General features: G+C 67.9%; 22 protein-coding genes. 10 read left to right on the forward strand and 12 right to left on the reverse strand.

Annotation, left to right across the window (positions count from 1 at the left end):
* Positions 1-71: 71 nt before the first annotated feature.
* The 3 genes from C7R54_RS20980 to C7R54_RS20990 all read right to left on the reverse strand — a co-directional run bounded on the left by C7R54_RS20980 (position 72) and on the right by C7R54_RS20990 (position 3,282).
* The gene (locus C7R54_RS20980; protein WP_240039635.1) at positions 72-1,061 is read right to left on the reverse strand and encodes a Bug family tripartite tricarboxylate transporter substrate binding protein; all 990 of its coding nucleotides are present in this window, start codon (positions 1,059-1,061) and stop codon (positions 72-74) included.
* Positions 1,062-1,243: 182 nt separating this feature from the next.
* On the reverse strand, positions 1,244-2,278 hold the full coding sequence (locus tag C7R54_RS20985) for a threonine ammonia-lyase (RefSeq protein ID WP_240039636.1): 1,035 nt from the start codon (positions 2,276-2,278) through the stop codon (positions 1,244-1,246).
* A gap of 8 nt (positions 2,279-2,286) precedes the next feature.
* Positions 2,287-3,282 carry an N-carbamoyl-D-amino-acid hydrolase gene (locus C7R54_RS20990; protein WP_129152359.1) on the reverse strand — a complete coding sequence of 332 codons (996 nt, stop codon included), beginning with the start codon at positions 3,280-3,282 and terminating at the stop codon, positions 2,287-2,289.
* 313 nt (positions 3,283-3,595) lie between these two features.
* Between C7R54_RS20990 and C7R54_RS20995 the strand changes: the two genes are divergently transcribed.
* A complete protein-coding gene (locus C7R54_RS20995; protein ID WP_129152360.1) occupies positions 3,596-4,543 on the forward strand; it encodes a LysR family transcriptional regulator in 948 nt (315 codons plus the stop codon).
* Here the strand turns inward: C7R54_RS20995 and C7R54_RS21000 are convergent.
* The gene (locus tag C7R54_RS21000) at positions 4,517-4,840 is read right to left on the reverse strand and encodes a putative signal transducing protein (protein WP_129152361.1); all 324 of its coding nucleotides are present in this window, start codon (positions 4,838-4,840) and stop codon (positions 4,517-4,519) included. The genes C7R54_RS20995 and C7R54_RS21000 overlap by 27 nt on opposite strands.
* A gap of 249 nt (positions 4,841-5,089) precedes the next feature.
* Between C7R54_RS21000 and C7R54_RS21005 the strand changes: the two genes are divergently transcribed.
* Positions 5,090-7,900 (forward strand): autotransporter outer membrane beta-barrel domain-containing protein, encoded by a 2,811-nt coding sequence (locus C7R54_RS21005; protein ID WP_240039645.1) that lies wholly within the window; start codon positions 5,090-5,092, stop codon positions 7,898-7,900.
* 11 nt (positions 7,901-7,911) lie between these two features.
* Here C7R54_RS21005 and C7R54_RS21010 read toward each other — a convergent pair whose 3' ends face one another.
* The 5 genes from C7R54_RS21010 to C7R54_RS21030 form a co-directional block, all read right to left on the reverse strand.
* A complete protein-coding gene (locus C7R54_RS21010) occupies positions 7,912-8,910 on the reverse strand; it encodes a succinylglutamate desuccinylase/aspartoacylase family protein (RefSeq protein ID WP_129152363.1) in 999 nt (332 codons plus the stop codon).
* A gap of 79 nt (positions 8,911-8,989) precedes the next feature.
* A complete protein-coding gene (gene ehuD, locus C7R54_RS21015) occupies positions 8,990-9,649 on the reverse strand; it encodes an ectoine/hydroxyectoine ABC transporter permease subunit EhuD (RefSeq protein WP_129152364.1) in 660 nt (219 codons plus the stop codon).
* The gene (locus tag C7R54_RS21020) at positions 9,639-10,298 is read right to left on the reverse strand and encodes an amino acid ABC transporter permease (protein ID WP_129152365.1); all 660 of its coding nucleotides are present in this window, start codon (positions 10,296-10,298) and stop codon (positions 9,639-9,641) included. Before C7R54_RS21020 ends, ehuD begins: the two co-directional genes overlap by 11 nt.
* Positions 10,299-10,325: 27 nt before the next feature.
* On the reverse strand, positions 10,326-11,216 hold the full coding sequence (gene ehuB, locus C7R54_RS21025; RefSeq protein WP_129152366.1) for an ectoine/hydroxyectoine ABC transporter substrate-binding protein EhuB: 891 nt from the start codon (positions 11,214-11,216) through the stop codon (positions 10,326-10,328).
* Positions 11,217-11,265: 49 nt separating this feature from the next.
* Complete coding sequence (locus C7R54_RS21030; protein WP_129152367.1) at positions 11,266-12,453, reverse strand: trans-sulfuration enzyme family protein; 1,188 nt, start codon at positions 12,451-12,453, stop codon at positions 11,266-11,268.
* A gap of 113 nt (positions 12,454-12,566) precedes the next feature.
* Here C7R54_RS21030 and C7R54_RS21035 point away from each other — a divergent pair, with 113 nt between their 5' ends.
* Entirely contained in the window at positions 12,567-13,466 is a 900-nt protein-coding gene (locus C7R54_RS21035; protein WP_129152368.1) for a LysR substrate-binding domain-containing protein, read from the forward strand.
* Positions 13,467-13,552: 86 nt separating this feature from the next.
* Here C7R54_RS21035 and C7R54_RS21040 read toward each other — a convergent pair whose 3' ends face one another.
* Positions 13,553-14,458 carry a LysR family transcriptional regulator gene (locus C7R54_RS21040; protein WP_129152369.1) on the reverse strand — a complete coding sequence of 302 codons (906 nt, stop codon included), beginning with the start codon at positions 14,456-14,458 and terminating at the stop codon, positions 13,553-13,555.
* Between the two features lie 122 nt (positions 14,459-14,580).
* Between C7R54_RS21040 and C7R54_RS21045 the strand changes: the two genes are divergently transcribed.
* The 6 genes from C7R54_RS21045 to C7R54_RS21070 all read left to right on the forward strand — a co-directional run bounded on the left by C7R54_RS21045 (position 14,581) and on the right by C7R54_RS21070 (position 20,482).
* Positions 14,581-15,867, forward strand: a complete 1,287-nt coding sequence (locus tag C7R54_RS21045; RefSeq protein WP_129152370.1) for an iron-containing alcohol dehydrogenase family protein — start codon at positions 14,581-14,583, stop codon at positions 15,865-15,867.
* A gap of 22 nt (positions 15,868-15,889) precedes the next feature.
* Entirely contained in the window at positions 15,890-16,768 is an 879-nt protein-coding gene (locus C7R54_RS21050) for a TauD/TfdA dioxygenase family protein (protein ID WP_129152371.1), read from the forward strand.
* A gap of 125 nt (positions 16,769-16,893) precedes the next feature.
* On the forward strand, positions 16,894-17,880 hold the full coding sequence (locus C7R54_RS21055) for a Bug family tripartite tricarboxylate transporter substrate binding protein (protein ID WP_240039637.1): 987 nt from the start codon (positions 16,894-16,896) through the stop codon (positions 17,878-17,880).
* A gap of 16 nt (positions 17,881-17,896) precedes the next feature.
* Positions 17,897-19,156 carry an alpha-hydroxy acid oxidase gene (locus tag C7R54_RS21060; RefSeq protein ID WP_129152372.1) on the forward strand — a complete coding sequence of 420 codons (1,260 nt, stop codon included), beginning with the start codon at positions 17,897-17,899 and terminating at the stop codon, positions 19,154-19,156.
* Positions 19,157-19,158: 2 nt separating this feature from the next.
* Positions 19,159-19,653: a nuclear transport factor 2 family protein gene (locus tag C7R54_RS21065; RefSeq protein ID WP_129152373.1), complete on the forward strand. Its 495-nt coding sequence runs from the start codon at positions 19,159-19,161 to the stop codon at positions 19,651-19,653.
* A gap of 34 nt (positions 19,654-19,687) precedes the next feature.
* On the forward strand, positions 19,688-20,482 hold the full coding sequence (locus C7R54_RS21070) for a fumarylacetoacetate hydrolase family protein (RefSeq protein ID WP_129152374.1): 795 nt from the start codon (positions 19,688-19,690) through the stop codon (positions 20,480-20,482).
* Between the two features lie 153 nt (positions 20,483-20,635).
* Here the strand turns inward: C7R54_RS21070 and C7R54_RS21075 are convergent, their stop codons facing one another.
* Together C7R54_RS21075 and C7R54_RS21080 are read right to left on the reverse strand one after the other, a co-directional pair.
* A complete protein-coding gene (locus C7R54_RS21075; protein ID WP_129152375.1) occupies positions 20,636-21,019 on the reverse strand; it encodes an RNA-binding S4 domain-containing protein in 384 nt (127 codons plus the stop codon).
* A gap of 208 nt (positions 21,020-21,227) precedes the next feature.
* Positions 21,228-22,685, reverse strand: a complete 1,458-nt coding sequence (locus C7R54_RS21080; RefSeq protein ID WP_129152376.1) for a citrate/2-methylcitrate synthase — start codon at positions 22,683-22,685, stop codon at positions 21,228-21,230.
* A 266-nt stretch (positions 22,686-22,951) separates the two neighbouring features.
* On the opposite strand from C7R54_RS21080, the gene C7R54_RS21090 reads away from it, so the two are divergent.
* Positions 22,952-24,790 carry a CoA transferase gene (locus C7R54_RS21090; RefSeq protein WP_240039638.1) on the forward strand — a complete coding sequence of 613 codons (1,839 nt, stop codon included), beginning with the start codon at positions 22,952-22,954 and terminating at the stop codon, positions 24,788-24,790.
* Positions 24,791-24,967 lie beyond the last annotated feature (177 nt).

A 24,967-nucleotide genomic window follows, 5' to 3' on the forward strand; every position in this document is an offset into this window, starting at 1 on the left:
GGGAGCCGCGGATGGCCCCTGTTGTCGGCGACGGCGCGGGCGGCATGGAACCGGGGGGCCGAATTACGGCGTCAATCGATGTGGACGTCGGCGTCCTTGATCACCTTGGCCCAGACCGGGCGCTCTTCGTGGGCGAGGTCGAACAAGGCTTGGCGGGGCTTGATCGCCGGGACGTAGGCGAGCGTCTTCAGTTTCTCTTGCACCTCCGGCTCGGCCAGCGCCTTGTTCATGGCGGCGTTCAGCCAATCGAGGATCTTGGGATCGGTACCCGCGGGGGCGACATAGCCGGTCCAGGCCACGGCACGGTAGCCTTTCAGGCCCAGCTCGTCCAGCGTCGGCAGGTTGGGCAGCAGCGGGTCCCGCGTGGCGCCGGTCACGGCCAGCGGGATGACCTTGCCCTGGTCCATGAAGGACGCGATGGAGGAGATGTTGTCGAACACCAGGTCGGCCTCGCCGCGCAGGACCGCCAGGTCGGCCTCGACCCCACCCTTGTAGGGCACGTGCATCATCTTGACGCCCGCCATGGTGCCGAACATCGCGGCGCTGAGGTGGCCCGTGGTGCCGTTGCCACCGGACGAGAAGACCAGCTTGCCGGGTTCCTTCTTGCCGAGCGCGATCAGGTCGGCGACCGTCTTCACGCCCAGGCTGGGCCGTACCGCCAGCACGTTCTGCACCGAGCCGGTCAACGCGACGGGCGCCAGCTGCTTGTCGGCGTCATAAGGCAGTTTGGAATACAGCGATTGATTGATCGCCAGCGTCGCCACGTTGGCGAAGGCCAGCGTATAGCCGTCGGCCGGCTGGTTGGCGACGTACTGCGTGCCGATGATCCCGGACGCGCCCACCTTGTTCTGCACGACGAAATTGCCCCCGGTGTCCTTGCTGATGACCGACGCCAGCAGGCGGGTCACGATATCGGGCGTGGTGCCCGTGTTGAAGGGAACGACGATGGTGACGGGGCGGTCGGGATACTCGGCGTGCGCGGCCAGGGGCGCCGCGGCCGAGGCCACGACGCAGCCGGCGGTGAACAGGCGCACGGCGCGCCGCATGAACGAAGACGACATGATGGTTCCTTCCTTGGACTGTTATAGAAGTTTTTTGGCGGCGCGCCCCCTGCGAGCGGCGCGCCTGAAACGACTGAGGTGTTGCGAATAGGTGTTGCGAATAAGTGCTGCGACTACGGTGCTGCTGTTGGGCCCTGCCACTACGGTGCTACGACTACGCTGCTACGACTACGGCGCTACGACTAAGATGCCGTGGCCACGATGCGCGCCAACAGCGGCAGGTCGATGTTGCCGCCCGACAGCACGACGACAGCGTCCTTGCCCTGGGTGGAAACATGCCCGGCCAGCAGGGCAGCCAGCGCCACGGCCCCGCCGGGTTCCACCACCAGGCGCAATTCCTCCAGGGCGAAGCGGACGGCGGCCGAGACTTCGTCATCGGTCACGGCCACCGCGCCATCCAGGCGACGGCCATTGATCGCATACGGAAGTTCAGCCGGAATGCTGGCCATCAGGGCGTCGCACAGCGTGGTTGCCCCGGGTACATTCGACACGCGCTGGCCGCTGGCCAGCGAACGCACGGTATCGTCATAGCCGGCCGGCTCCGCCGCCACCAGGCGGGCATGCGGCGCCAGGGCTTGCAGCGCCAGCGCGCACCCGGCCGCCATGCCGCCGCCGCCGCAGGGCGTGGCGAACAGGCCCAGGTTTTCCAGGGCAGCGGGCGGCAGGTCGCGCAAGGCTTCCAGCGCCAGCGTGCCCTGCGCGGCCAGCACATCGGGGTGGTCGCCCGGCGGCACCAGCGTGGCGCCGGTTTCCGCCAGCAGGCGCATGCCTATCGTCTCGCGGCTCTCGCGTTGGCGGTCGTATTGCACGACCTGGGCGCCATGGCGGCGCGCCTTGTCCACCTTGTTGGCCGGGGCGTCCGCCGGCATGACGATGGTCGCGGGAATGTCCAGCGTGCGCGCGGCCCAGGCGACGGCCTGGCCGTGATTGCCCGTCGAGTAAGCCACGACGCCGCGCGCGCGCACGGACGGCGGCAGATTGAGCAAGGCGTTGAAGGCGCCGCGCGCCTTGAACGATCCGGTGACCTGCAGGTTTTCCAGTTTCAGCCAGACGGGCGCGCCCGCCAGGTCATCGAGCGTGGGCGAGCGCAGGAGCGCGGTGCGGCGCACATAGGGCGCGATACGGTCGGCGGCGGCCAGCACATCTTCGTAGCCGGGCACGCGCAGGGTGCCCAGCATTTCATGCTCGATGGTGGCGGGGAGGGGCGTCAGGTTCATGTTGGATGTCAGGGCTGCGTAGGGGTCCACACCGGAGGCGCCACGCTGCCGGTCTGTTGCGTGATCCGGCCATAGGCTTCGGGCCGGCGATGCTTTTCGAAATTGAAGATGGTGGTGCGTCCCAGCTCGCACATGTCCAGATTGCAGTCGGCCACGATCAGCTCGTCGTCCCACGAGGTCGCCATGGCGATGATCTCGCCTTGCGGGTTGACGATGATGGAGTGGCCGAACAGTTCGAAGCCGTCCTCCGTGCCGGCCTTGGCCACCGCCACGCCGAAACAGGCGTTCTGGTAGCAGCCGGCCTGGATCGACAGCTGCGAGTGCGCCACCCGCAAGTGATGCGCTTCGAAGCCGCGGTTATCCTGGTTCATCGCGGGCGTGTTGTAGCCCAGCATGACCAGTTCGACCTGCTGCAGGCCCAGCACGCGCCAGGCTTCCGGCCAGCGGCGGTCGTTGCAGATCAGCATGCCCACGTTCACTTCCAGCCCGGACCGGCCGATCGGGGCGCGTACCACCGGGAAGCCCAGGTTGCCGACTTCGAAGTAGCGTTTTTCGAGGTGCTGCACCTTGCGGTGGGCGGCGAATTCCGCGTGGCCGGGCAGGTGGACCTTGCGATACTTCAGGATGACCTCGCCGTTCGGCGCAATGATCACGGACGTGTTGAAGCGGCGCTTGCGCGGGATGCCTTGCTCGTCGGCCTCGTGGGTGACCTCCGCATAGCCGAGGTAGATGGTCAGGCCATAGCGGCGGATGGCGTCGAACAGCGGCTGGGTCTGCGCGGACGGCAGGGTCTGCTCGTACCAGTGATCGGCGTCGTCCAGGTTCTCCGTGTACCAGCGCGGAAAGAACGTGGTCAGGGCCAGCTCCGGAAACACCACCACCTCGGCGCCGCGTTGATGGGCCCGCTCCAGCAGGCGCAGCATGCGGCCCACGGCGACCTCGCGGCCTTCCGATTTCTGTATGGGGCCGAGCTGGGCGGCGGCGACGGTGATGGTGCGGGACATGGCAGGCGGCTCCTCGGAGTGTTCGTGGCGTTGTTGCGGTGAAGCATGGGCCGTCGCGCCGGGGGTGTAAATCCAAGGGTAGACCCTGGTGCGGCGCAGCATCGATGGCTGCGGGGCGCGGCAAGTCGTTGATAAGAAAGAAGGATTTTTGACTGTCCCGACAGGGCAGGGGGAAACCCGGATGCGCTTTTTGTTATAGGCCCTGGGCAATTCATCATGCGTGGCTGTTGCGTGGACCGCAGCGGCGTCCGCTCGCCCACCGCCTGCAGCCACCGCCTACAATCGCAAGCTTGTTTCCGTCCTTACCTGAACCATGACCGGCCTGCATCCCCAGGGCGCCGCCCTCAGCCTGCGGCAGATCGAAGTCTTCCACGCGATCATGCTGACCGGTTCGCTGAGCGAGGCGGGCCGCATGCTGTTCGTCACCCAGCCGGCTGTCAGCCGCATCCTGGCGTCGGCGGAAAACCGCCTGCGCTATCCGCTGTTCGAGCGGGTCAAGGGCCGCCTGCGGCCGACGCCGGAAGCGCGGCGGCTGTTCGAGGAATCCGAACAGGTCTTCGATCGCGTCAGCCGCTTCAACGCCCTGGCTACCGGCCTGGGGTCGGGCGCGGCCGGGACGCTGAGCCTGGTCTCGAGCCCCAGCTTCAGCGAGTGGCTGATTCCCCGCACCATCCAGCGCTTCCGCGAGAAGCATCCCGGCACGGCGATACGCTACCGGCCCCTGGCGTTCGATATGCTGTTGCCGCACATCCTGCTGGGCCATGCGGACTTCGGCATCGCGTCCATGTCGCCGCCCGCCAATACCAACATCGTGGCCGAGGAAATCGGGGAGGGCTGGCTGGGCTGCGCGATTCCCCGCGGCCATCCGCTGGCCGCGCGCTCGCGTATCCGCGCGGACGACCTGCATGGCCATTTGCTGATCGGGTACGAGGCGCAGACCCCGTTCGGCCGCCTGGCCGCGCGTTTCCTGAACTCGGGCACGAGCCCTGTGCGGCCCGACATCGAAATCCGCGCGACGCCCGAGGCATTGGCGTTGGTGCGGCAGGGCGTGGGCGTGGCGCTGGTCGAGTCCTTCGGCTACCACCCCGACTTCCAGCGCGATTTTGTCTTTCGTCCCACGGACCCGGTCCTGTCGCACAAGATCCAGCTGCTGCACGCGGCGAACAGTCCGTTATCGACCACGGCAAGGCGCTTTGCCGGCGCCTTGCGCCAGGTGATCAAGGAAACCCCCGCTTCAGCGCTGGAAATCGCTAAACGATGATCCGCAGTTCCAGCAAGTTGTGAACTGCGGCTCCAGCCATTCGCGGCAGGACCCGCAACGCCAGCGCACCGGTGAACTGCCGGCCAACGACGCCTCGCCGTCGATGATGCCCGTCGCGGCGGGCAGGTCCGCCGCATGTTCCAGCCAGACCTCCGGCCCGCATTGATCGACGGGAATGTCGCCCATCGCGCCCTGCATGTACCGGTTGTGCAGCTCGCACGGGATGCGGGCCTGCTCCAGCAGGTTGATCCAATGCTGGGCTATCAACAGATTGGGCGCGCGCCGCAGTCTGATCATGATGTCTCCGATGGATGTGGGCCGGTCTTTCTCGACGATAAGGCGATGCGGTTGCCGCGTTGCCGGGCAAGCCGTGTGATACGGGATGGCGCGACGCGTTTAAGCATGAGCGTTAATAAAGTTAGATAAGTCGCATTCAATTTTCCGTCTTCTGAAACTATCTGGGCAAGTGAGTTACTGATCGCCTCGAATGTAAAGGTTGAGTCGCTAGTTGGCTCATTTCATTGAGCATTGGAATAGGTGGTCAAGATGTCGTCCATTAGAAGATATGCTTTACGAAGATCCCGTCAACCTGGGACGTTTCATGAACTGCGGGTACGCCGAGCGATGCAGCGACCGCCGAGACGGCGTCTGCGCATGGCATTGGCGTTGGGGGTCACGATGGGCGGGACGGCCGCCCTCGGCGGCGGCGATGACGCCTGGGCGGGCAGCCTGGAAATCCATGCCGCGTCAACCCGATCGAAGCGAGGGGGCCCTCTCGATCCTTCCGGGCGGCCACGGGACGGGGTGCTCAGGGTGACGGACTATGCCTACACGTGGAACTCGCCTTGGCACAGCGACCTGAATTTTGAGATGGGGGGCCGCGGCGGGGCCTTCCTATTGAGCAATCGCGCAAAGCCCCCCAAGAGCGTGACCTTTCTGGGCAAGTACGGACGCCTTGAATTGCAGGACGAAGGACGTCACGAGCTTGGCCACCTGGACATGGGAACCAATAACGCCTTGGAAATGATCGTGGACAAGAACAGGGGGCAGACGATACATGCCAACAGCGCGACCGGAAATCGGACGCTCCTGGTCCTGCAGCCGCGGGATGGCGTGGCGTCGGTGCCGCGCCCGGGAGAGATATTCGAACTTGGGACCGGCGCATTCGCGGCTGACCAGCAGGGCGGGGTAGGAATCAAAACCGTGCAATGGCACGCCGGTGTCGACGACGCCGTGCGGGAATACACTCCGGTGCTGGTGTCTTACCAGTCCCCGGAGAACGAGAGGAAGCTGGGCGTGACGACGACTGTGCGTGCCGCGCCGACGTTTCACTACATCTACAAAGAGAAAGCCGGCCAGCCCGGGCTGGACCCGCGGCCTCCCATGCAAAGCCTGGATGTCGCCCAGCATCCGCCGCACATCCTGTTCGAGGAGGTGATCGGGGCGAACGATTTGCCGAAAGGGCGCTATGTGGTGACGCCGCCGACACGCCCGGGCGGCGATGCAGCCCCGGAGCCGGTACTTGTCGTCCACGTTCCCAGGAGCACAGGCTTCAACGACGATAAGACGGGCCCCGTTCTCGTCCACGATGCGGAGGATGCATCGGCGGATACGAGCGTGTTCGAGGGCGAGACTATCGAGGGCGGTGGAACGGAGCCGGTCCGCGTGGAGGAGGGGGGTGGCGTTGCGGTCAACCCGGCGGTTGATGGTCCGATGGCGGGCCGGCCGGCCGCAACGGGTCCAATGGCGGTCGATCCCCCGGCAGCCGGTCCGGCTCCGGCCGCCGCGCCAGCCGACCATCCGGCGCAAGCCGATACAGAGGCGAAGGGTCCACGCGCTACCCGTCAAGAGACTGCGGATCCGAAAGCAAGCGATCCACAAGAAAGCAATCCAAAGGGAAGCATTCCACAAGGAAGCAATCCAGAAACAACCAATCCGCAAACAACCGATCCACGAGCAGCCGATCCACGAGCAGCCGATCCGCAAGCAGCCGATCCGCAAGCAGCCGATCCGAAAACAGCCAATCCGAAAACAAGCGATCCGAAAACAAGCGATCCGAAAACAAGCGATCCGGAAGCGGACGCCGACCCGCATTCGATCGCCGAAGCGGGCGCCACCGCCGCCGCGATCGTGGAAGACGTCCCTCTCCCCATCCAGGCGGAGGCCTCCTTCGAGGAAACCCCGCCCGCTCCCAAGCTTGCCGACTTCCTCACCACCCCCAACCAGAAGTCCACGGCCGCTGCCGTGGACGCCTTGCCCGCCTCGCATCCGGTCCGGCAGGCCGCGCTTGACCTACTTGCGATGGACCCGAGCGCCCTGGCGTCCTTCACCAATACGGTCTCCGGCGAACTGCACCCCACGGTGGAAGCAGGCATGCGCGCTTCCATCGACACGCAACGGGAGCTGCCCCTGGCACGGCTGCGCGCAAGCGTGCATGGCCGTCCCGAACCGGGCGCCTACACCGCCGACGCGGGCCTGGGCGATGCGGAGCCCTTGGCGGACGTCTTGCCATCCACGGCGAAGCGTCCGGTCTGGGCGCAAATCGTCGGAAATTGGCAAAACCTGGGCGGCCGCGCACACAGCGCGAAAGGGCGCCAGAACAGCGCGGGCGTCTTCATGGGGGCCGATGCGGCGGTCGGCGACGGCTGGCGCATGGGCGGCGCGTTGGGCTACATGGATAGCCGCCTGAGCGTTCCCAGCCTGCGCTCCTCGGCCACGATGGCCAGCTACAGCGCGATCGTCTACGGCGGCAAGGCCATCCCCGCGGGACCGGGCGCCATCCATCTGGCGCTGGGCGGCGCCTACACCTGGCACGACGTGCGGACCAGGCGCCGGGTGTCCGGCGGCGGCCTGGACCAGCAGCTGCGCGGCGACTACGCCGCCAACACGGTGCAGTTGTTCTCGGAGCTGGGCTACGACACTCCGGTGACGCCCGAACTGACCGTGCAGCCCTACGCGGGCCTGTCCTATTCCGACTACCGCCGCCGCGCCTTCACGGAGCGCGGCGGTAGCGCGGCGTTGTCCGGACGCCGTCAACGCGGCGATACCACGACGGCGACGGTGGGCGTGCGGGGCGCGCAGGCGCTGAAGCTGGGCCGCCATGAAGCGCTGGCGACGGGTGCGCTGGCGTGGCGCCGCAACGCGGGAAACCTGCGGACACGGGCCTCCCTGTCCTTCGACGCGGGCGACAGCTTTACCGTCACCGGGGCGCCCGTGGCGCGCGATAGCGTGCTGGTGGAAACGGGGTTCCAGGTCCGGGTCGGAAAGTCCACCGCGGTCAGGGTGGACTATGCCGGCCAGTTCGGCGGCGGCGCGCGCGACCATACGGCCAGTGTGAACCTGACCTGGCGCTTCTGAGGCGAGCCTCCTCAAGCCACCAGGTTGTACAGGCAATCCCCCCGTTCCGTCAGGGTCGGGAATCGGCGGCAGGACACGATGCCGCTGGCCGGAAAGCGCAGGGTGACGGGCTCGCGCAGTGGCGTGTGATGCGGATGGAGATACCCGGCCAACTGGCCGGCCTGTACCTCGCTGCCCACCGCGACGAGCGGCTCGAACAGGCCCTCCTCCGGCGCGTAGAGGAAATGGCCGCGGCCTTGCGATTGCTTGACGCGCAGCGGCGGCGCGGGCTCCACGTCCAGGCCCGGCACATACCCATAGTGCTTGAGCACGCGCCGCACGCCTTGTTCGGCGACGCGCAGGCCTAGCGGTATCAACGTGCCGCCGCCGCCCAGTTCGGTCGTCAAGGCCGGAATGCCCAGCTGGGTCGCGGCCGCGTACAGCGTGGTCGACGCGCCGCCGCCTTCGCCGGTGGTCTGTATGCTGAGCGGCGCGCCGAAGACTTCCAGCAGCTCCAGGATCTCCGCCTGGGCGGCCGCGTCGCGGCCGTGGCGCGCCAGCGCGCAGGGCGTGTACTCCAGCGACTTGCCGCCCGAGTGCAGGTCGATCACCAGGTCGCTCAAGGGGAACAGCACCGTCTGCACGTAGTGCGCGATCATCGCCGTGGGGGCGCCGTTGGCATCGCCAGGGAAGAGCCGGTTGAGATTGCCGTCATCGATGGGCGAGGTGCGCCTGCCCGCCGCGACCGCCGGGAAGTTCAAGGCCGGCGCGATGAGGATGCGGCCGCGCACGGCGGACGCATCCAGTTCGCGTGCCAGGCGCAGCAGGGCAACCTGGCCCTCGTACTCGTCGCCATGGTTGCCGGCCGTCAGCAATACCGTCGGCCCGTCGCCGTTACGCACGCACACCAAGGGCACGGGTATCCATCCGTAGGCGGACTTGTCCGAGGAATAGGGCACCCGCATATAGTCGGCTTGCTTGCCGTCGGCGTTGAAATCGATGGCGGTCCAGACTCGGCTGGCTGATGACATGACATTCTCCTTGTCGGTCCGCGCATGGCGCGGCCGGATAGATGGGTGCGTGGCGGCGCGGGCGTCCGCGCCTGGCATTTCAGCGGCGCGCCGGCGCCAGCAGCCGGTTCTCCAGCACGCGTACCGCCTGGGCGATGGCCACCGCGAGAACCAGGAAGATGATGCCTACCGAGACCATGGGCTCGGGATAGCGGAAGGTGTCGGAACCGACCTCCAGCGCCAGGCCCAGCATTTCGGGCACGGAGATCACGGCCAGGTAGGGCGTGGCCTTCAAGGCCGACACGAAGTAGTTGGCCATGGGCGCGGCGACGTTGCGCAGCATCTGCGGCGCGATCACGTAGAGCATGGCGTCCAGCCGGCCCAGGCCCAGGGCCTTGGCGGCGGCGAACTGGCCGGCGGGAATGGCCTCGATGCCGCCCTTGAAGACTTCCGCCAGGTATCCGCTGTAGTACACGCTCAGGCCCAGGACGCCGACCACCAGCGCCGGCAGGGTGACGCCGTACTGCGGCAGGACGAAATAGAGGAAATACAGTTGCACCAGGACCGGCGTGGAGCGGATGAAATCGATGACGAAGCGCATGACGTAGCCCAGCCAGCGATTGGACCGGCGCAGCATTTCCAGCGTGAAGCCGAGCAGGGCCGATCCCAGGCTGGCGGCGGCCGCCACCCAGATGGTGGTCCACAGCCCTCGCAGGATGGTGGGCATCACCGACAGCGCGAAGGACACGTCAAAATTCACGATTCCCCCTTTGCCCGGCGCTGACGCGGCGTTCCAGCCAGCGGCCGAGGATGGTGGCCGGATAGCACACGACGAAGTAGGCCACCAGCAGCGCCGTGTAGATGCGCGCGGGCGCGTATTCCAGCTGCGAGATCTGCTTGGCCCGGAACGTCATGTCGGTCAAGGCGATCAGGGAAACGAGGGCGGTGCCCTTGACCAGCTGGATGAACTGGTTGACGAAGGTCGGCATCATGGCCGCGAACGCTTGCGGCAGCTCAATGGCCACGAGGATCTGCAGGCGCGTCATGCCCAGCGCGCGGCCGGCCTCGACCTGGCCGCGGTCCAGCGCCTGCAAGGCGGCGCGCACGGCCTGGCTGCCATAGCCGCCGATGTTCAGGCCCAGCGCCATCGCGCCCACCGCCACGCTGGACAGCACGATGCCGAAATCGGGCAGCGTGTAATACAGCATGAACAGGAGGATGATGACCGGCGAACTGCGCCAGAACTCGATGATGGCGGTGACCACCGCGTGCGCGGTCCCGCGCGTGAAGTACTGCAGCACGCCGAACGCCACCGCGAAGGGAACCGCGTACAGCATGCCGTAGGCGGTGACGAGGGCGGTGATGCACAAGCCCTCGAAAATCGCCCCCAATGTCGCCAGGAAGTCCATGGCAGCCTCTCCCGCCGGGCGCCGTGCTCAGTACTTGCCGTCGCAGACGGCCGCGGTGGTCACGGCCGGCGGCGCGACATCGTCGTCAGTGAAGCCGTACTTCCCCATGATCTTGCGCACCGTGCCGTCGGCCTTGAGCTGGGCCAGGCGCTGGTTATACAGGTCGCGCAGGGCGGTGTCCTCGGGGCGGAAGGCGATGGCCGTGTACATGGCCGCAGGCACGCCGTTGCGGACGAGGCCCGTGAACGGCAGGGCGCGTTCCACGCCCTTGACCTTGGGGTCCTGCAGCACCGACACCACGCTGGGCGCGGACAGCGTCGCGGCGTCGATACGTCCGGCGATGACCGCCGAGACCAGCGCCTCGGTATCCTGGAACTGGGTGATCTGGTCCTGCGGCACGCCGGCGTCGATGGCGTTCCTGGTATTCAGGGTGCCGCGGCCGCCGCCCAGGCGTATCTTGGGATTGGCCTTGATGTCGGCGTAGCCGTGGATCTTGTAGGGGTTGCCGGTGGCGACGATGAGGCTGTCGCCCACCGCCAGGTCGGGCTCGCTGAAGATCACGGCCTTGCAGCGTTGCGGCGTGATGGCGATGCCGGACGCGATCATGTCGGTGCGCTTGGCCATCATGCCCGGGATCAGGGCGCCGAACTCGCTGACCACGAATTCGATTTTCTTCACGCCCAGCGGCGCCAGCGCGGCCCGCACCAGGTCGGGATGGAAGCCCACGGCTTCTCCCTGGTCGTCGCGGTAGCCCCAGGGCGCGCGGTTGTGGATGCCTATGGTCACGCTACCTTTCCGCGCCAGGGCTTCCTGGGCGCTAGCGGCCTGCGCCGTGGCGCCGGCCAGTGACGCGCAGGCCAGTGCGAGCGCGGAGGCGGCGCGATGGAATCGGCGGAAGGCTGGCGATGATTCATGCATGGATTTCCCCTTGATGTTCCGGCGCGATGGCGTGGCGCTCGTGCGCCGTTCAGGCACTGCCGCCGGACGGGCAGTGTCGTTCCAGATAGTCGAGGAGGAGGTCGATATCGGCGGCCAGGTCGTCCTCGTCCTCCAGGCCCACGCTCAGGCGCAGCACGGTGTCCGGGTCGGTCCACGCGCGCACGCTGCGCACGGCGCGCACCGGCATGGGCGCGGCCAGGCTGCGCGTGCCGCCCCAGGAAGCCCCGATGGCGAAGGTCTTCAACACGTCCAGGGCGGGGCCCACATGCGGCGCGGCCGCCGCCGTGAAGACCACGCTGAAGACGCCGCTGGCGCCGCTGAAGTCGCGCTTCCAAAGGTCATGGCCGGGCGAGCCGGGCAGCGCCGGATAAAGGATGCGGTGTACCAGGGCGTGGCCTTGCAGGCGTTCGACCAGCGCGCGGGCCACCCGCGCGCTGTGGTCCATGCGCAGCGCCATGGTCTCCATGCCGCGCAGCACCAGCGAGCAATCGTCGGGCGACACGCCTACGCCCATGCGGCCCAGGCCGGCTCGGATGCGCGTGGCAATGGCCGGATCCTTGACGGTCAGGGACCCCATCAGCACGTCCGAGTGGCCCCCGAAGAACTTGGTCAGCGCCTCGACGACGATGTCCGCGCCATGGCGCAGCGGCTTGAAGTACAGCGGGGAGGCCCACGTGTTGTCGCAGCCGACCAGCGCGCCGCGCCGGTGCGCCAGGTCGGCGATGGCGGACAGGTCCTGCACTTCCATCGTGGTCGAGCCGGGCGATTCCGCCCAGACCAGGCGCGTGCGGTCGTCGATCATCGCCGCCAGGGCGTCGAGGTCGGTGGGGTCGTAGTAGCGGGCCGCGATGCCCAGTCGCCCGAGATCCTGGTCGGCGAAATCGCGCACCGGCGGATAGACGGTGTCGGGAATCAGCACGTGGTCCCCTTGTTCCAGCAGGTGCAGCATGGCCAGCGCGATGGCGGCCTGGCCGGAAGGCGCCAGCAGCGTGCGCACGCCGCCGTGCAGGTCGGTGATCTTCCGCTCCAGCGTCCGCGACGTGGGCGTGCCGTACAGCCCGTAGCTGTAGCCTTCCTCGCCGCGCTCGCGCCGGGTGGCGTAGGCCTGGGCATCGGCGAAGGGGATGGTCGAGGCGCGGTAGACGGGCACGGCCAGGCTCGCGAAACCTTCGTGGCTGACTTCGGGGGTGACGACGCACCGCGTCCATTCGTTCATGAGGCTACCCAAGGAGGCCGTGTGAGGCGGGATGGAGAGGATTACAGCACCCGATGTTTATTCCGTCTAATATTAAAAAAAGGCCAGGCTATTCGTGCAGGTTATAGGAAAAAATGAACCAGCGACAGATCGAAGTCTTCAACGCCGTCATGCTCAACCAGACCGCCTCGCGCGCGGCGGAGGTGCTGCGCATTTCACAGCCGGCCGTGAGCAAGGCGATACAGGAGCTGGAGCGCTCGGTGGGGTTCGCGCTGTTCGACCGCATCAAGGGGCGCATGGTGCCGACGCCGGAGGGGCAGCTGCTGTTTCGCGAAGTGGCGCAGTCCTTCATCGGCATGGTCCAGCTGCGCAATGCCGCCGCGCGCATTCGTGACTTCGGCACCGGCGAACTGCGCATCGCGTCGTTGTCCGCCTTGAGCACCACCTTGCTGCCGATGGCCCTGCGCGGCTTCCAGCTGCAGCATCCGGATGTGGCGATCACCTACCAGGCACGCATGTCGTCCGAGGTCCGCGAGCTGATGGCGACGGGCCAGTTCGACCTGGGCCTGGCGGCCGACGAGATCGATGCGACGGCGGTGGACGCCAAGCCTTTCGGCAAGATGCGGGCGATGCTGGCGCTGCCGCCGGGGCATCCGCTGGCGGCCAGGCGGGAAGTTCGGCCCAAGGACCTGCACGGCGTTCCCTTCATCGCCTTGGCGCCGGAGGACACCACGCGACGCGAGGCCGACGAGATCCTGCGAGCGCAAGGGGTCCAGCCGCGGCTGGTGCTGGAAACCCCTTTTTCCGTCACGGTGTGCGCGATGGCGCTGGCGGGACTGGGCTGCGGCCTGGTCAATCCGCTGACCGCGCGCGGCTTCGTGCCGCAGGGGCTGGTCTTGCGTCCCTTCGCGCCGGCCGTGCACTTTCGCACCCTGCTACTGCTGCCTACCAGTCGGCGGCCTTCGCGCATCGTGCGGGACTGCCTGGGACATCTGCAGCGCGCGGCGCGCGAGCTGGACATGATCATGGCGTAACAGGACGGGCTCAGAGGGGTGGCGGTGGGCAGGGGCGCCAGCGTAGCGCGTCGGCCGGACGCGGCGGAAGCCCACGCTCGAAGCCGTCACCGCTTCCAGTCGGCATCGCGGAACCAGGCCCGCAAGTGCTCGACGAACAGCCGCACCTTGTTCGGCAGGTTGCGCCGCGTCTGCACGATGGCGTAGATGTCCAGCCCCTCCGGTTCGTATCCCGGCAGGACGATGCTCAGCGTGCCGTCGGCGATGTCGTTCTCCACCATGTACCGGGGATGCATGGAAATGCCGTGGTCCAGCTTGACCAGGTTCTGTATCGATTCGCCCAGGTTGGAGCTGAAGCTGCCGTTGACGCGCACGACGTGGACGGCGCGCTGGCCGTCCGTGAATGTCCACTGGCTGGTGGGCGCCTTCAGGTTGTGCACCAGGCAGTTGTGCCGTTCGAGGTCGCGCGGCGTGCGCGGTTCGCCATGGGCCTGGAGATAGGCCGGGGTCGCCACCAGCACTTGCGGGACCACGGTGATGCGATAGGCGATCTGGTTGGTGTCCTTCAGGCGAGGGGCGATGCGCACCGACAGGTCCAGGTTCTCGGCGATCAGGTCGCTGCGGCCGTCGTCCAGCAGCAGCGATACCTTGATGGACGGGTAGCGGCGCAGGAAGTCCTCGATGGCCGGCACCAGGTGCACGGCGCCGAAGAAAGGCGGAGTGCCCAGCCGGATCCGCCCGCTGGCGGTGCGTACGGGACCCTGGACCAGTTCCTTCAGGCCGCGCACGCTTTGCGCCAGCATGTCCGCGTTCTCCAGCAGCAGGCGGCCGCTTTCGGTGAGACTGACATGCTTGGTATTGCGGTTGAGCAGCTGGACCTCGAAATGCGCCTCCAGCCAGGCGATTTTCTTCGTCACGGACGAGTTGCTCACGCCCAGGCTTTCGGCCGCCTTCGAGAAGTTCAGGCTCTTGCCGACCTCGACGAAAACGTCCAGGCAGTCGATCAGGTTCACGCTGTCTCCGGGTCGAGATTAGTTTTTCCAGATTGGAAAAAATCATTTCGTTTTCCGCTAGTGTCGCCGATTCCGCGCGCTGCATACACTGTTTCTTCTTCGACAAGACCGCGTGAGAGAAGATGAGCGGCCCGCGACCCGACGACCTTACCTTCGACTACCACCTGTTCGGCACCCATGTGCGCTTCGGCGACGGCGTGGCCGCCGGGCTGCGTGCCGAGCTCGACGCCCTGGACTGCCGGCGGCCGCTGATCCTGACCCAGGACCGCATCGCCGCGACGCCACGCTACGAGGCGCTGGCCGCGCAGTGGCGCGACCTGGCGCACCTGGAGCTGGGCGGCGTGCCGCCGCACTCCAACGTGGACCTGGTGACCGGGCTGGCGGCACGGGCGCGCGACTTCGGCGCTGACTGCGTGGTGGCGATAGGCGGCGGCAGCGTGGCCGACAGCGCCAAGGCACTGGTGCTGCTGCTGGCCGAAGGCGGCGAGCTGGCCGACCACGTGACCCGTTACGAGCCGACGCGCGGCGTGCATATCCCGCGCCGCGTGCGGCCGCAACTGCCTGTCCTGGCCCTGCCTACGACGGCTTCCGGCGCCGAGGCGACCTGTTCCTTCGGGGTGGCCGATGGCCACGGCAACAAGTTGATGTTCTGGAACCGGCGGGTGTCGGCGTCCACGCTGCTCATCGATCCCCTGCTGGCCGAGGATATCGCGCCGGCCCTGCTGCGCCAGAGCGCGATGAACGGCATCGCGCATTGCCTGGAAGGTTTGTATTCGAAGGGTCGTTCTCCCGTGTCGGATGCGTTGGCCGTGCAGGCCCTGGGCCTGTTCCAGCAGGCGCTGTCCGCGACGGATGCCGCCGATGCCGCCGATGCCGCGCGCCGGCGCCGCGCCGTCCTTGCCGCCGCGCACCTGGGCGGCATGGTGCTGGCCATGGCGCGTAGCTGCCTGCACCACGCCATCTGCCATGTGGTGGCCACGCGCTACCGGCTGGGACATGGCGCGGTCAATAGCGTGGTGTTGCCGCATGCCATTGCCTACAACGAAGCGGACCCCGTCGTGGCCGCACGGCTGGCGCCCGCGCTGGCGGCGGTGAATGGGGCCGCGGGGGCAGCGGTGGCGGAGGCGGCCATAGGAGCCGTAGGGGTCATAGGGGCCATAGGGGTCATAGGCCCCGCCGACGCCGTGGAAAACGCCCCCGGCGCGGCGCCGCATGCGTCGCTGCGCGACTGGCTGCAAGCCTTGCAACACCGCCACGCATTGCCCGGGCGCCTGCGCGACCTGGGCATTCCGGCGGACGACCTGCCGGCCCTGGCCGCGCACGTCATGACGGAGCGGGGCCTGGCACTGAACCCCCGTCCCATCAGCGACCCGGCCGATGTGCTGGCCATCCTGCGCGCCGCATTCTGAATCATTCCTGGAAGGAGACAACATGGACATCATCCCCCTGGGCACGCCGCTGGGCGCACGCATCGAGGGCATCGACCTGGCCCGGCCGCTGGCCGAGGCCGACTACCGCGCCATCGAGGCGGCACTGGGCCGCCACGGCGTCGTCAGCTTCCCGCGGCAGCATTTGAGCGCCGCGCAGCTCAAGCGCTTTTCGGAGAACTTCGGCAAGCTGGAGGTCAACGTCGCCAACATGTACCACGAGCCCGATCTGCCGGAGGTGATGATACTTTCGAACATCGTGGAAAACGGCAAGCCGATCGGCCTGAGCGACGCCGGCCAGGACTGGCATACGGACATGTCCTACAGCCGCACCATCGCCTTCGCCAATGTGCTGTTCGGCATCCGCATTCCCGTGCGCGACGGCAAGTCGCTGGGCAATACCGAGTTCTGCAATATGCACGCGGCCTATGAAGGCCTGCCGGAAGACCTCAAGCGCGAACTCGACGGCATGACCATCACCCACGACTTCAACAAGTTCTGGGAAATGATGCGGCGCGAAAAAGGCAGCACGCGGCCGCCCCTGACCGAGGAGCAGCGCCGCCGCAAGCCCCCGGTTTCCCATCCGGTCTTCCTGACCCATCCGATCACCGGGCGCAAGGTGCTGTACGCGAATCCCGGCTACTCGATGCGCATCAACGAACTACCGGAGGCGCGCAGCGCCGAGGTGCTGGATTTCCTGTTCCGCCACCAGTTGCAGGAGAAATACCGGCATCGCCACAACTGGACCGAAGGCGACGTGTTGATGTGGGACAACATGGGAACGATCCACAACGCGGTGGCCGATTACCGGCCGGACGAGCCGCGGCTGATCAAGCGCTGCCAGGTCATGGCGAACAAGTATTTCCCCGAGATGTACGAGTAGCGCGCCCGCCCCGCGCCGCCCGGCGCCGCAGGACCGGATACGGCGCGGCCGCGACCGCGTCAACTTTTTTGATGCACGACATCGATGCGCGCACGAACGCGCATCGCCGATACGAGGAGACACGCATGAGCATCCATAAACCCCTGGCCGTCATGGCCGCGGCCGCGCTGGCCGCTTGCATGCTGGGCGGAACGGCCCGCGCCGACGACTATCCCTCGCGCCCCATCCGCATGGAGATCGGCTACGCCGCCGGCGGTCCGACCGACGTCCTGGCCCGCATCCTGGCCAAGGAGATGGGCGATATCCTCAAGACGTCCATCGTCGTGGAGAACAAGCCGGGCGCCAGCGCGTCCATCGCCGCGTCCGACGTGATGCGCTCGGAGCCGGACGGCTACAAGGTGCTGGTCACTTCCTTGACCTGGAGCGTCAATCCGCTGCTCTACCCCGGCCGCTACAACTACGACCCGGTCAAGGACCTGACGCCGGTCAGCAATATCTGCAAGCTGCCCATGGTCCTGGTGACCAGCTACAACTCGCCGTACAAGGACGCCAAGAGCCTGGTCGCCGACGCCAAGGCGCATCCGGGCAAGCTGACCTATGGTTCGTCGGGCGTGGGCGGGTCGGCCCACCTGGCCGGCGAGATGCTGGCGACCTCGGACAACCTGACCATGGTGCATGTGCCCTTCAAGGGCAATGGGCCGGCCTTGCAGGAAATGCTGGCGGGGCGCATCTCCTTCATGTTCTACCCCAGCGTCGGCATCGCCAACTACGTGCAGCAGAAGCAGCTGCGCGTGCTGGGCGTGGGCACCAAGGAGCCGCTGCCGGACTTTCCCGGCGTGCCCACCATGGAGTCCCTGGGCTATCACGACTTCGACGAGGGCGCGCCCTGGGTCGGACTGCTGGTGCCGCCCGCCACGCCGCGCGCCATCGTCGACAAGCTCAACAAGGCGGTGAACGAGGCGCTGGCCCGTCCGCAGGTGCGGCAGCAGTTCGCGTCCCTGGGCGCGCAGGCCGTCGGAGGCACGCCGGAGCAGTTCCGCGACTTCCTGGTGCAGGACAAGGCGCGCTGGGCCGAGGTCATCAAGCGCGGCAATGTGAAGGGCGAGGAATGAGCAAGGCGCTGGCTCCATGACACGCACCCTGGACGATTGCTATTCCATCGAGCGACTGCGACAGCGGGCGCGGGCGCGCCTGCCTCGCCCCATCTTCGATTTCTTCGACGGCGGGGCGGAGGACGAGCGCACGCTGCGCGACAATGCCGAGGCGTTCGCGTCGGTGCGCCTGGCGCCCCATGTGCTGCGCGATGTCTCTCGCGTCGACCTGTCCGCTACCTTGCTGGAGCGGCCGGCCGGCTTGCCGCTGGCCATCGGGCCCACCGGGGCGGTGGGTTTCGGTTGGCGCGGCGGCGACGTGATGCTGGCGCGCGCGGCCGCTGCCGCCGGCATTCCGTATGCGCTGTCCACGTCGGCGACCGCGGCCATCGAGGAAATCGCCGACAAGGCGCCGGGGCGGCTCTGGTTCCAGGCCTATATCCTGCAGGACAAGGACCGCCTGCACGACCTCGTGGCGCGGGCCGGTGCGGCCGGATACGAGGCGCTGGTCATCACGGTGGACCTGCCGGTGGGCGGCAAGCGCGAGCGCGACCTCGCGCATGGCCTGGCCTTTCCGATGAAGATCCGGCCGCGCAATTTCTTCCAGTTCGCCCGCAAGCCCGCCTGGTCGCTGGACATGCTGTTGCGGCGGCCGCCGGTCATGCCCAGCCTGGCCGGCTTGAACCAGGTGGCGGCGGACCGCAAGGCCATGCGGTCGGTGGCGGGACGCAACTACGACCCAAGCTTCGACCTCGCTGCGCTGGCGCGCTTGCGCGATCGATGGCCGGGCAAGTTGATCGTCAAGGGCGTGGTGCATGGCGGCGACGTCGACGCCATTGTCAGGCTGGGCGCCGATGCGCTGGTGGTGTCCAATCACGGCGGACGCCAGCTCGACGGCGGCATCGCCAGCCTGTGGGCCTTGCCGGAGATCGTGGCCGCGGCCGGCGGACGGGTTCCGGTCCTGCTGGACGGCGGCGTGCGGCGCGGCAGCGATGTCTACAAGGCGCTGGCGCTGGGCGCGGCCGGCGTGCTGGCCGGCAGGGCAACGCTGTACGGCGTGCTGGCCGGCGGCGAGGCGGGCGCGACCAAGGCCTTGGCCATCCTGCGCGATGAATTGGCGCGCACCATGCAGTTGTGCGGCACGCCCACGCTGGGCGCCATAGGTCCCGATGTGCTGCGCCTGCCGCAGCCCTTTCCCCCCTTTGCCTTTCCCCCCTTTGTACGTGGCGTCCCTGGTCCCGATCACGGCGCCGCCGCCCCGGCCGCGAGCGTGCGGACCATGCCACGGGAGATCTGAATATGACCGAGACACGACAACCCCTGGACCAGGCATTGGAAGGCGTGGCCTGTGCCGAGGCAGCCTCCAAGGCGGCTGCGCTGGCCCTGTGCCATAACCAGGTGATGGCCTTCTATCGCGACCTGGACGAGAACCGCTATGAAGACCTGGCCGGCCGGCTGGCGCCCGATGGCGCCTGGCACCGGCAGGGCAAGGTGCTGGACAGCCGCCAGGCCGTGCTGGACGCGCTGGCATCGCGCTCCAGGACGCAGCGCATCCATCACCTTATCGTCAACCTGGTGGCGGATAGCCAGGATGAGGGGCATTGCCGCATGCGCGCCTACATGCTGGTGCTGCGGCACGATACCGGCAGCGCGCCGCAAGGCCCCTCTCCGCTGACCGGCATCGAGAACATACGCACCCTGCATATCGACCTGGTTCGTGCCGGCGAGGCATGGTTGATCAAGGAAATGCGCGGCGATGCGCCGACCTTCGCCATGCCCGCGGCGGGCGCTTGAGGTCCCACGGACACTGACGATCAAGGAGACGAGGATGAAATGGATACGCGCCCGCCTGGCTGACGGCAATGACGAAAAGGGGAGTGCTTGCGCGCCGGGGGCCTTCCATGCCCTGCTGGAAGACGATCGCGTGCTGCCCGTGCGCGGCGATCCCTACAACGGCCATGAGCGGACGGGAGAAATCCTGCGTCTCGATGACGTGCGACTGGACGTTCCGGTGGTTCCGCCCACCTTCTACTGCGTGGGCTTGAACTACACCAAGCACATCGCCACGGAAGGGCTGAAGATCCCGGACAAGCCGGACGTGGGATATCGCGCCAACAACGCGCTCATCGCGCACGGCGAGGATGTCATCATGCCGGCCGACGCCACCAAGGTGCACTACGAAGGCGAACTGGTCGTCGTCATCGGCAAGCGGGCGCGCAGCCTGAGCCCGGACGAGGCGCGCGGCTGCGTGCTCGGCTACACCATGGGCAACGACGTCAGCGAGCGCAACTGGCAGAAGTCGGACCGGACCTTCTGGCGGGCCAAGAACACCGACACCTTCAAGCCCATGGGGCCGTGGATAGACACGGACGTGGACATCGAGAACATGGAAACCGTGGTCAAGGTGAACGGCCGGGAAAGCACGCGCTTTCACACCAACGACATGCTGTTCGGCATCGACACCTTCATCAGCACCATGAGCCGGTACCTGACGCTGTATCCCGGCGACATCCTGTGGATGGGAACCGATGGCCACTCGCCCGACCTGGCCGATGGGGATGTCGTGGAGGTGTCGCTGACCGGGCTGGGGACGCTGCGCAACCGCTTCGTGCGGGAGCGTTGAACGCTGACTGCGCGATACGCAGTACGGGATAGGCGATAAGCGATGCCAATGCCGGATGTCGATGCCGAATGTCGATACGGGGGTGTCGATGCGGGATGTCGATGCGGGATGTCGATACGGGATGTCGATGTGGGAAGCTGGATGGCGCGGGGCCTATTTACCGCGCACCAGGTCTATCAGGCGGCGGTCGCGCTTGGTCGGCCGGCCGTCGGTGATGGCCTGCGCGGGTTCGGGCGCCAGACGGCGCATTTCCGCGGCATGGGCGCGCGCGGCCGCGCTTTCGGGCGTTTCCTCGTAAAGGGTGCGGGCCACGGGCGCCGGCCCGCGCACGGCGCTGACCGCGATCACGCGGACGTGCATGGCCGGCGTTTCCTTGCGCAGTGTGATAGTGTCGCCGGGCCCGACCTCGCGTGCCGGCTTGGCGGGCTGGTCGTTGACCAGCACCCGGCCCTTGCCGATTTCATCGACGGCCAGGCTGCGCGTCTTGTAGAAACGCGCGGCCCATAGCCATTTATCGAGGCGCAGTTTGTCCGTCATGAGGATAGCCGTGCTTTATTGCGGGTGGGCTGTCATGATAGCGCGGCCTCGGTGTGGGCAGGCGCCGCCGGCGTCGCTGTCGCCCGGGAGCATAGCGCTCCGGGCACGCTCCAGCCTGCTTGCACCGGTTCACTTGCGCCAGCCTCCACTTGCGCCAGCCTCCATTTGCGCCAGCCCCAACTTGAGCTAGCCTTACTTGATCTAACCTTCACTTGCGCCAACCCTCACTCGCGTCACCCTTCACCCGCACCGGTCCGCCTGCGCCGGCGCTGCCAGCGCCTGCTCGCGCTGGTGGGCGAACGCCTTGCACCTGCACGGCGTCCGGTGGCGATCCAGGCGCGGTGCCCACATAGCGCGCGCGGGGGCGGATGAGCCGTCGCGCCTGCGCCTGCTCCAGCGCATGAGCCAGCCAGCCGACGCAGCGGCCCAGGGCAAACAGCACGAAGGGCGCGTCGACCGGCAGCGCGTGCCGTGCGGCGCCGGCGGCCAGGGCGAAATCGACGCTGGCGATTTCTCCCACGCTGTGTTCCACATAGTCGGCCAGGCGGCGGTATGCCGCTGGCGGGCCGCTGGTGGCCAGCAGGGTGGCGGCACGGGGATCGCCGTCCGGATAAAGCGGATGACCGAAGCCGGGCAGGGGACGGCCCTGCGCCAGCCATGCGCGCGCCGCCACTTCGGCGCCCTGCTGGCGAGCCTGTGCGGCCAGGGCGGCGACGGCCTGGGTCGCGCCCGCATGCAAGGGACCGGAGAGGGCGGACAGGCCCGCCAACACACCCGCCGCGAGCGACGCGCCGGTGGAAATGGCGACGCGGACGGAGAACGCCGATGCGTTCAGCTCGTGGTCGGCCATCAGTACCAGGGCGCGCCGTACGAAGGTAGCGGCGGCCGGCCGCTTCCATTGCGCGCAGATGTGGTCATGCAGGGCCATGCCGGCCGGGACCGGCGCATCCAGCATGGCGGCGCAGAGCGTGGCCATGACATCGCGAGCCTCCACGCGCAGCATGGCCGCCGAGCGTCCCAGGGTGGGCAGGTCCTTGCCCGCGCGCCGGGCCATGGCGGCCAGTCCCGCCGCCAGCGCGGGGCCGGGACTCATGTCGTTGCCGTGGCTGTCGCGGGCATCGGTGTCCCGCGCATTGCTGCCGCTGGCACGGCTGCCTCGGCCATTGCTGGTGCTTCGGGCGGCGGGCGCGCGCGTCAGCGCGGCGGCTGCCGAGCGGGAGGAGGATGGGCGGGATGTGGATGGGCGCGGCGTGGACGGGTGGGATGTCGATGCCTGGGACAAGGATGGACCGCCCTGTGCCGTGGGCGCGAACCATACCGGACCTGTCTGCCACAGCAGGGCAGCGATGTCCTCCAGCCGCGCGCGTGCAGCCAGCGCGATGGCGTCCTGGCCGCGATACCAGTGGCGGCCGTCGGCCACCGTGCAGATGGAAGACGGCAGCACCGGGTCGCCCCATTCGATCGCCTCGGCCGCGATGGTGGCCACCTTGCGCCGGCCACGCGCCTGCCGCGCCGCGCGCAGGACATCCTCTTCGCGATACTCGCTGCGGCGGCTGTCGCGCGGGTCGGGCCGCGCGCGGATGCGGCCGCGGCTCACATTGGCATAGAGCGTCTGTGGACGCACGCCCAGGATGCGCAGCGCGTCTTGGGCGTTCAACCATGCCATGACTGTTCTCCAGGCGTTTGTTCATAAGCCGGCTTCGGGCCCTCTTCGCGCCGGCTACACACGCGCAGCGGTGGCATGGGCATCGCCCGGCTACTGCTTCGCGGGGGGGTATTGACACGATTGCGCAACGTAAGGCCTTGATATTGATGAATAACATCAAGATTGACGTCAATATTGCAGCGCTTATGCTGGCGGCAAGGCGCATCGCGTGTCAAGCGCGGACGGATGTGTCGATGACGGAACAGGCATGCCAGAGGAACGCAACCATGACGAACAGCGCAAGAACAGATCAGGCCGCGGAGCGGGATCAGGACGGGGGCCAGGACGGTCCGGACCAGAGCCAGGACAAGGGCCAGGACAAGGGCCAGGACAAGGGCCAGGACAAGGGCCAGGACAAGGACAAGGACCAGGACGCGCCGCTGAGCCGCGAATTCCTGCATCGCGTCGCGGAGGCACTGCGCTTGTCGCCCCGTGACCTGGAGGACATCGCTTTCCGAGGAGCGGGCGTATTGCCCTACGTGCTACCCGTCGACGACTTCGCCGCGGGCACCGTGGCCGCGGCCGGAGCCTCCCTGCGCGCGTTGATGGGGCTGCACGCGCCGTTTGCCGCCCCGGCCAGCGCCGGGGACGCCGCCACCGCGGGCATCGACGCTGCCTGCGGCGTCGCCGTGGACACGCAAACCCGCCATCCGTCCGCGTCGCTCCCGCGGCTGACCATAGACCGCCGATTGGCCGGACTGTGGTTCGGGACGTCCCTGCAACCGACAGGTTGGACGCTGCCGCCTATCTGGGATAGCGTTGCCGGCGACTACCGCGCTGCCGATGGTTGGATACGCCTGCATACGAACGCGGACCGGCATCGCGCCGCGGCCTTGTCCGTCCTCGGTTGCGCTGAAGATCGCGCCGCCGTGGCCGCCGCGGTCGCGCGGTGGTCGGCCCAGGACCTGGAGAGCGCCGTGATTGCCGCCGGCGGCTGCGCGGCCGTGATGCATACCCGTGCGCAATGGCGCGCCCATCCGCAGGGCAAGGCCGTCGCGGCGGAGCCGCTGATTGCATGGACCGAGCATCCATTGCCTGCCGCACCCGCTTGGCGTCCGGCCCCGAACCGTCCGTTGATGGGCGATCCGTTATCAGGCCATCCGTCCACAGGCCATCCGTCCACAGGCCATCCAGCGACGGCCCACCCATTGGCGCCCCGTCCGCTGGCAGGCCTCAAGGTGCTGGACCTGACCCGCATTCTGGCCGGACCGGTATCGACCCGCTTCCTGGCAGGCTATGGCGCGGATGTTCTGCGCATCGATCCGCCGGGCTGGGACGAGCCTTCCCTGGCGCCGGACATTACGCTAGGCAAGCGTTGCGCGCGCCTGGACCTGCGCGTCCCGGCGGATCGCGCACGGTTCGAGTCCCTGCTGGCGGGCGCCGACGTGCTGGTGCATGGCTATCGTCCCGGCGCGCTGGCGGGCCTGGGCTATGACGCCGCGGCCCGGCGCGCCATCAACCCCGCGTTGATCGACGTCACGTTGGATGCTTATGGATGGAGCGGCCCGTGGCAAGGACGGCGTGGTTTCGACAGCCTGGTGCAAATGAGCAGCGGCATCGCGCATGCCGGCATGGTGTGGCGCGGCGCGGACAAGCCGACGCCCATGCCCGCGCAGGCGCTGGACCACGGCACCGGCTACCTGATTGCCGCTGCCGTGCTGCGAGGCCTGGCCATGAGGCTGACGCGCGGCATTGCCGTCGACGCGCGCCTGTCGTTGGCGCGCACCGCCGAAGCCTTGTTCGACCTGGCGGAACCGAGGGACGACCAAGCGCGCGAAGAACGACTTGGGGAAGAACGCGGGGAGATCCTCAGGGAGGCGGGGCAAGAGGCGGTCCAGGAAGCACGCGAAGCGGCGCGCAAAGAGACGCGCAAAGAGACACGCGAGCAAGCGCGCACAGACGGGCCCCTGGAAAAACACGATGCCGATTTTTCGGTGGATCAGGAAGCGACGGCATGGGGGCCCGCTTTGCGCGCCCGCCCGCCGCTGGATCTGGCGGGCTCACCCATGCATTGGGACTATCCGGCCGGCCCCCTGGGCGCCGCCCTGCCCGAATGGAAGCCCTGACCCGGCAACCCGCCGCAACGTCGCAACGTCGCACGATGGCGCGGCAGGCAGCACGGAAGGCGCTTCCGCGCCCCGCTGCGATGGTGCCGGGCCGCGGTCTTGCAGCCGTGGTCCACGGACTCCCGGCAGCGCCTGCAGGGACGCGCGGGGGCTGCCACGAGCGCAGGCCGCATCGCC

This window comes from Achromobacter aloeverae, from assembly GCF_004121055.1.
GTDB classification, from domain to species: domain Bacteria; phylum Pseudomonadota; class Gammaproteobacteria; order Burkholderiales; family Burkholderiaceae_B; genus Bordetella_C; species Bordetella_C aloeverae.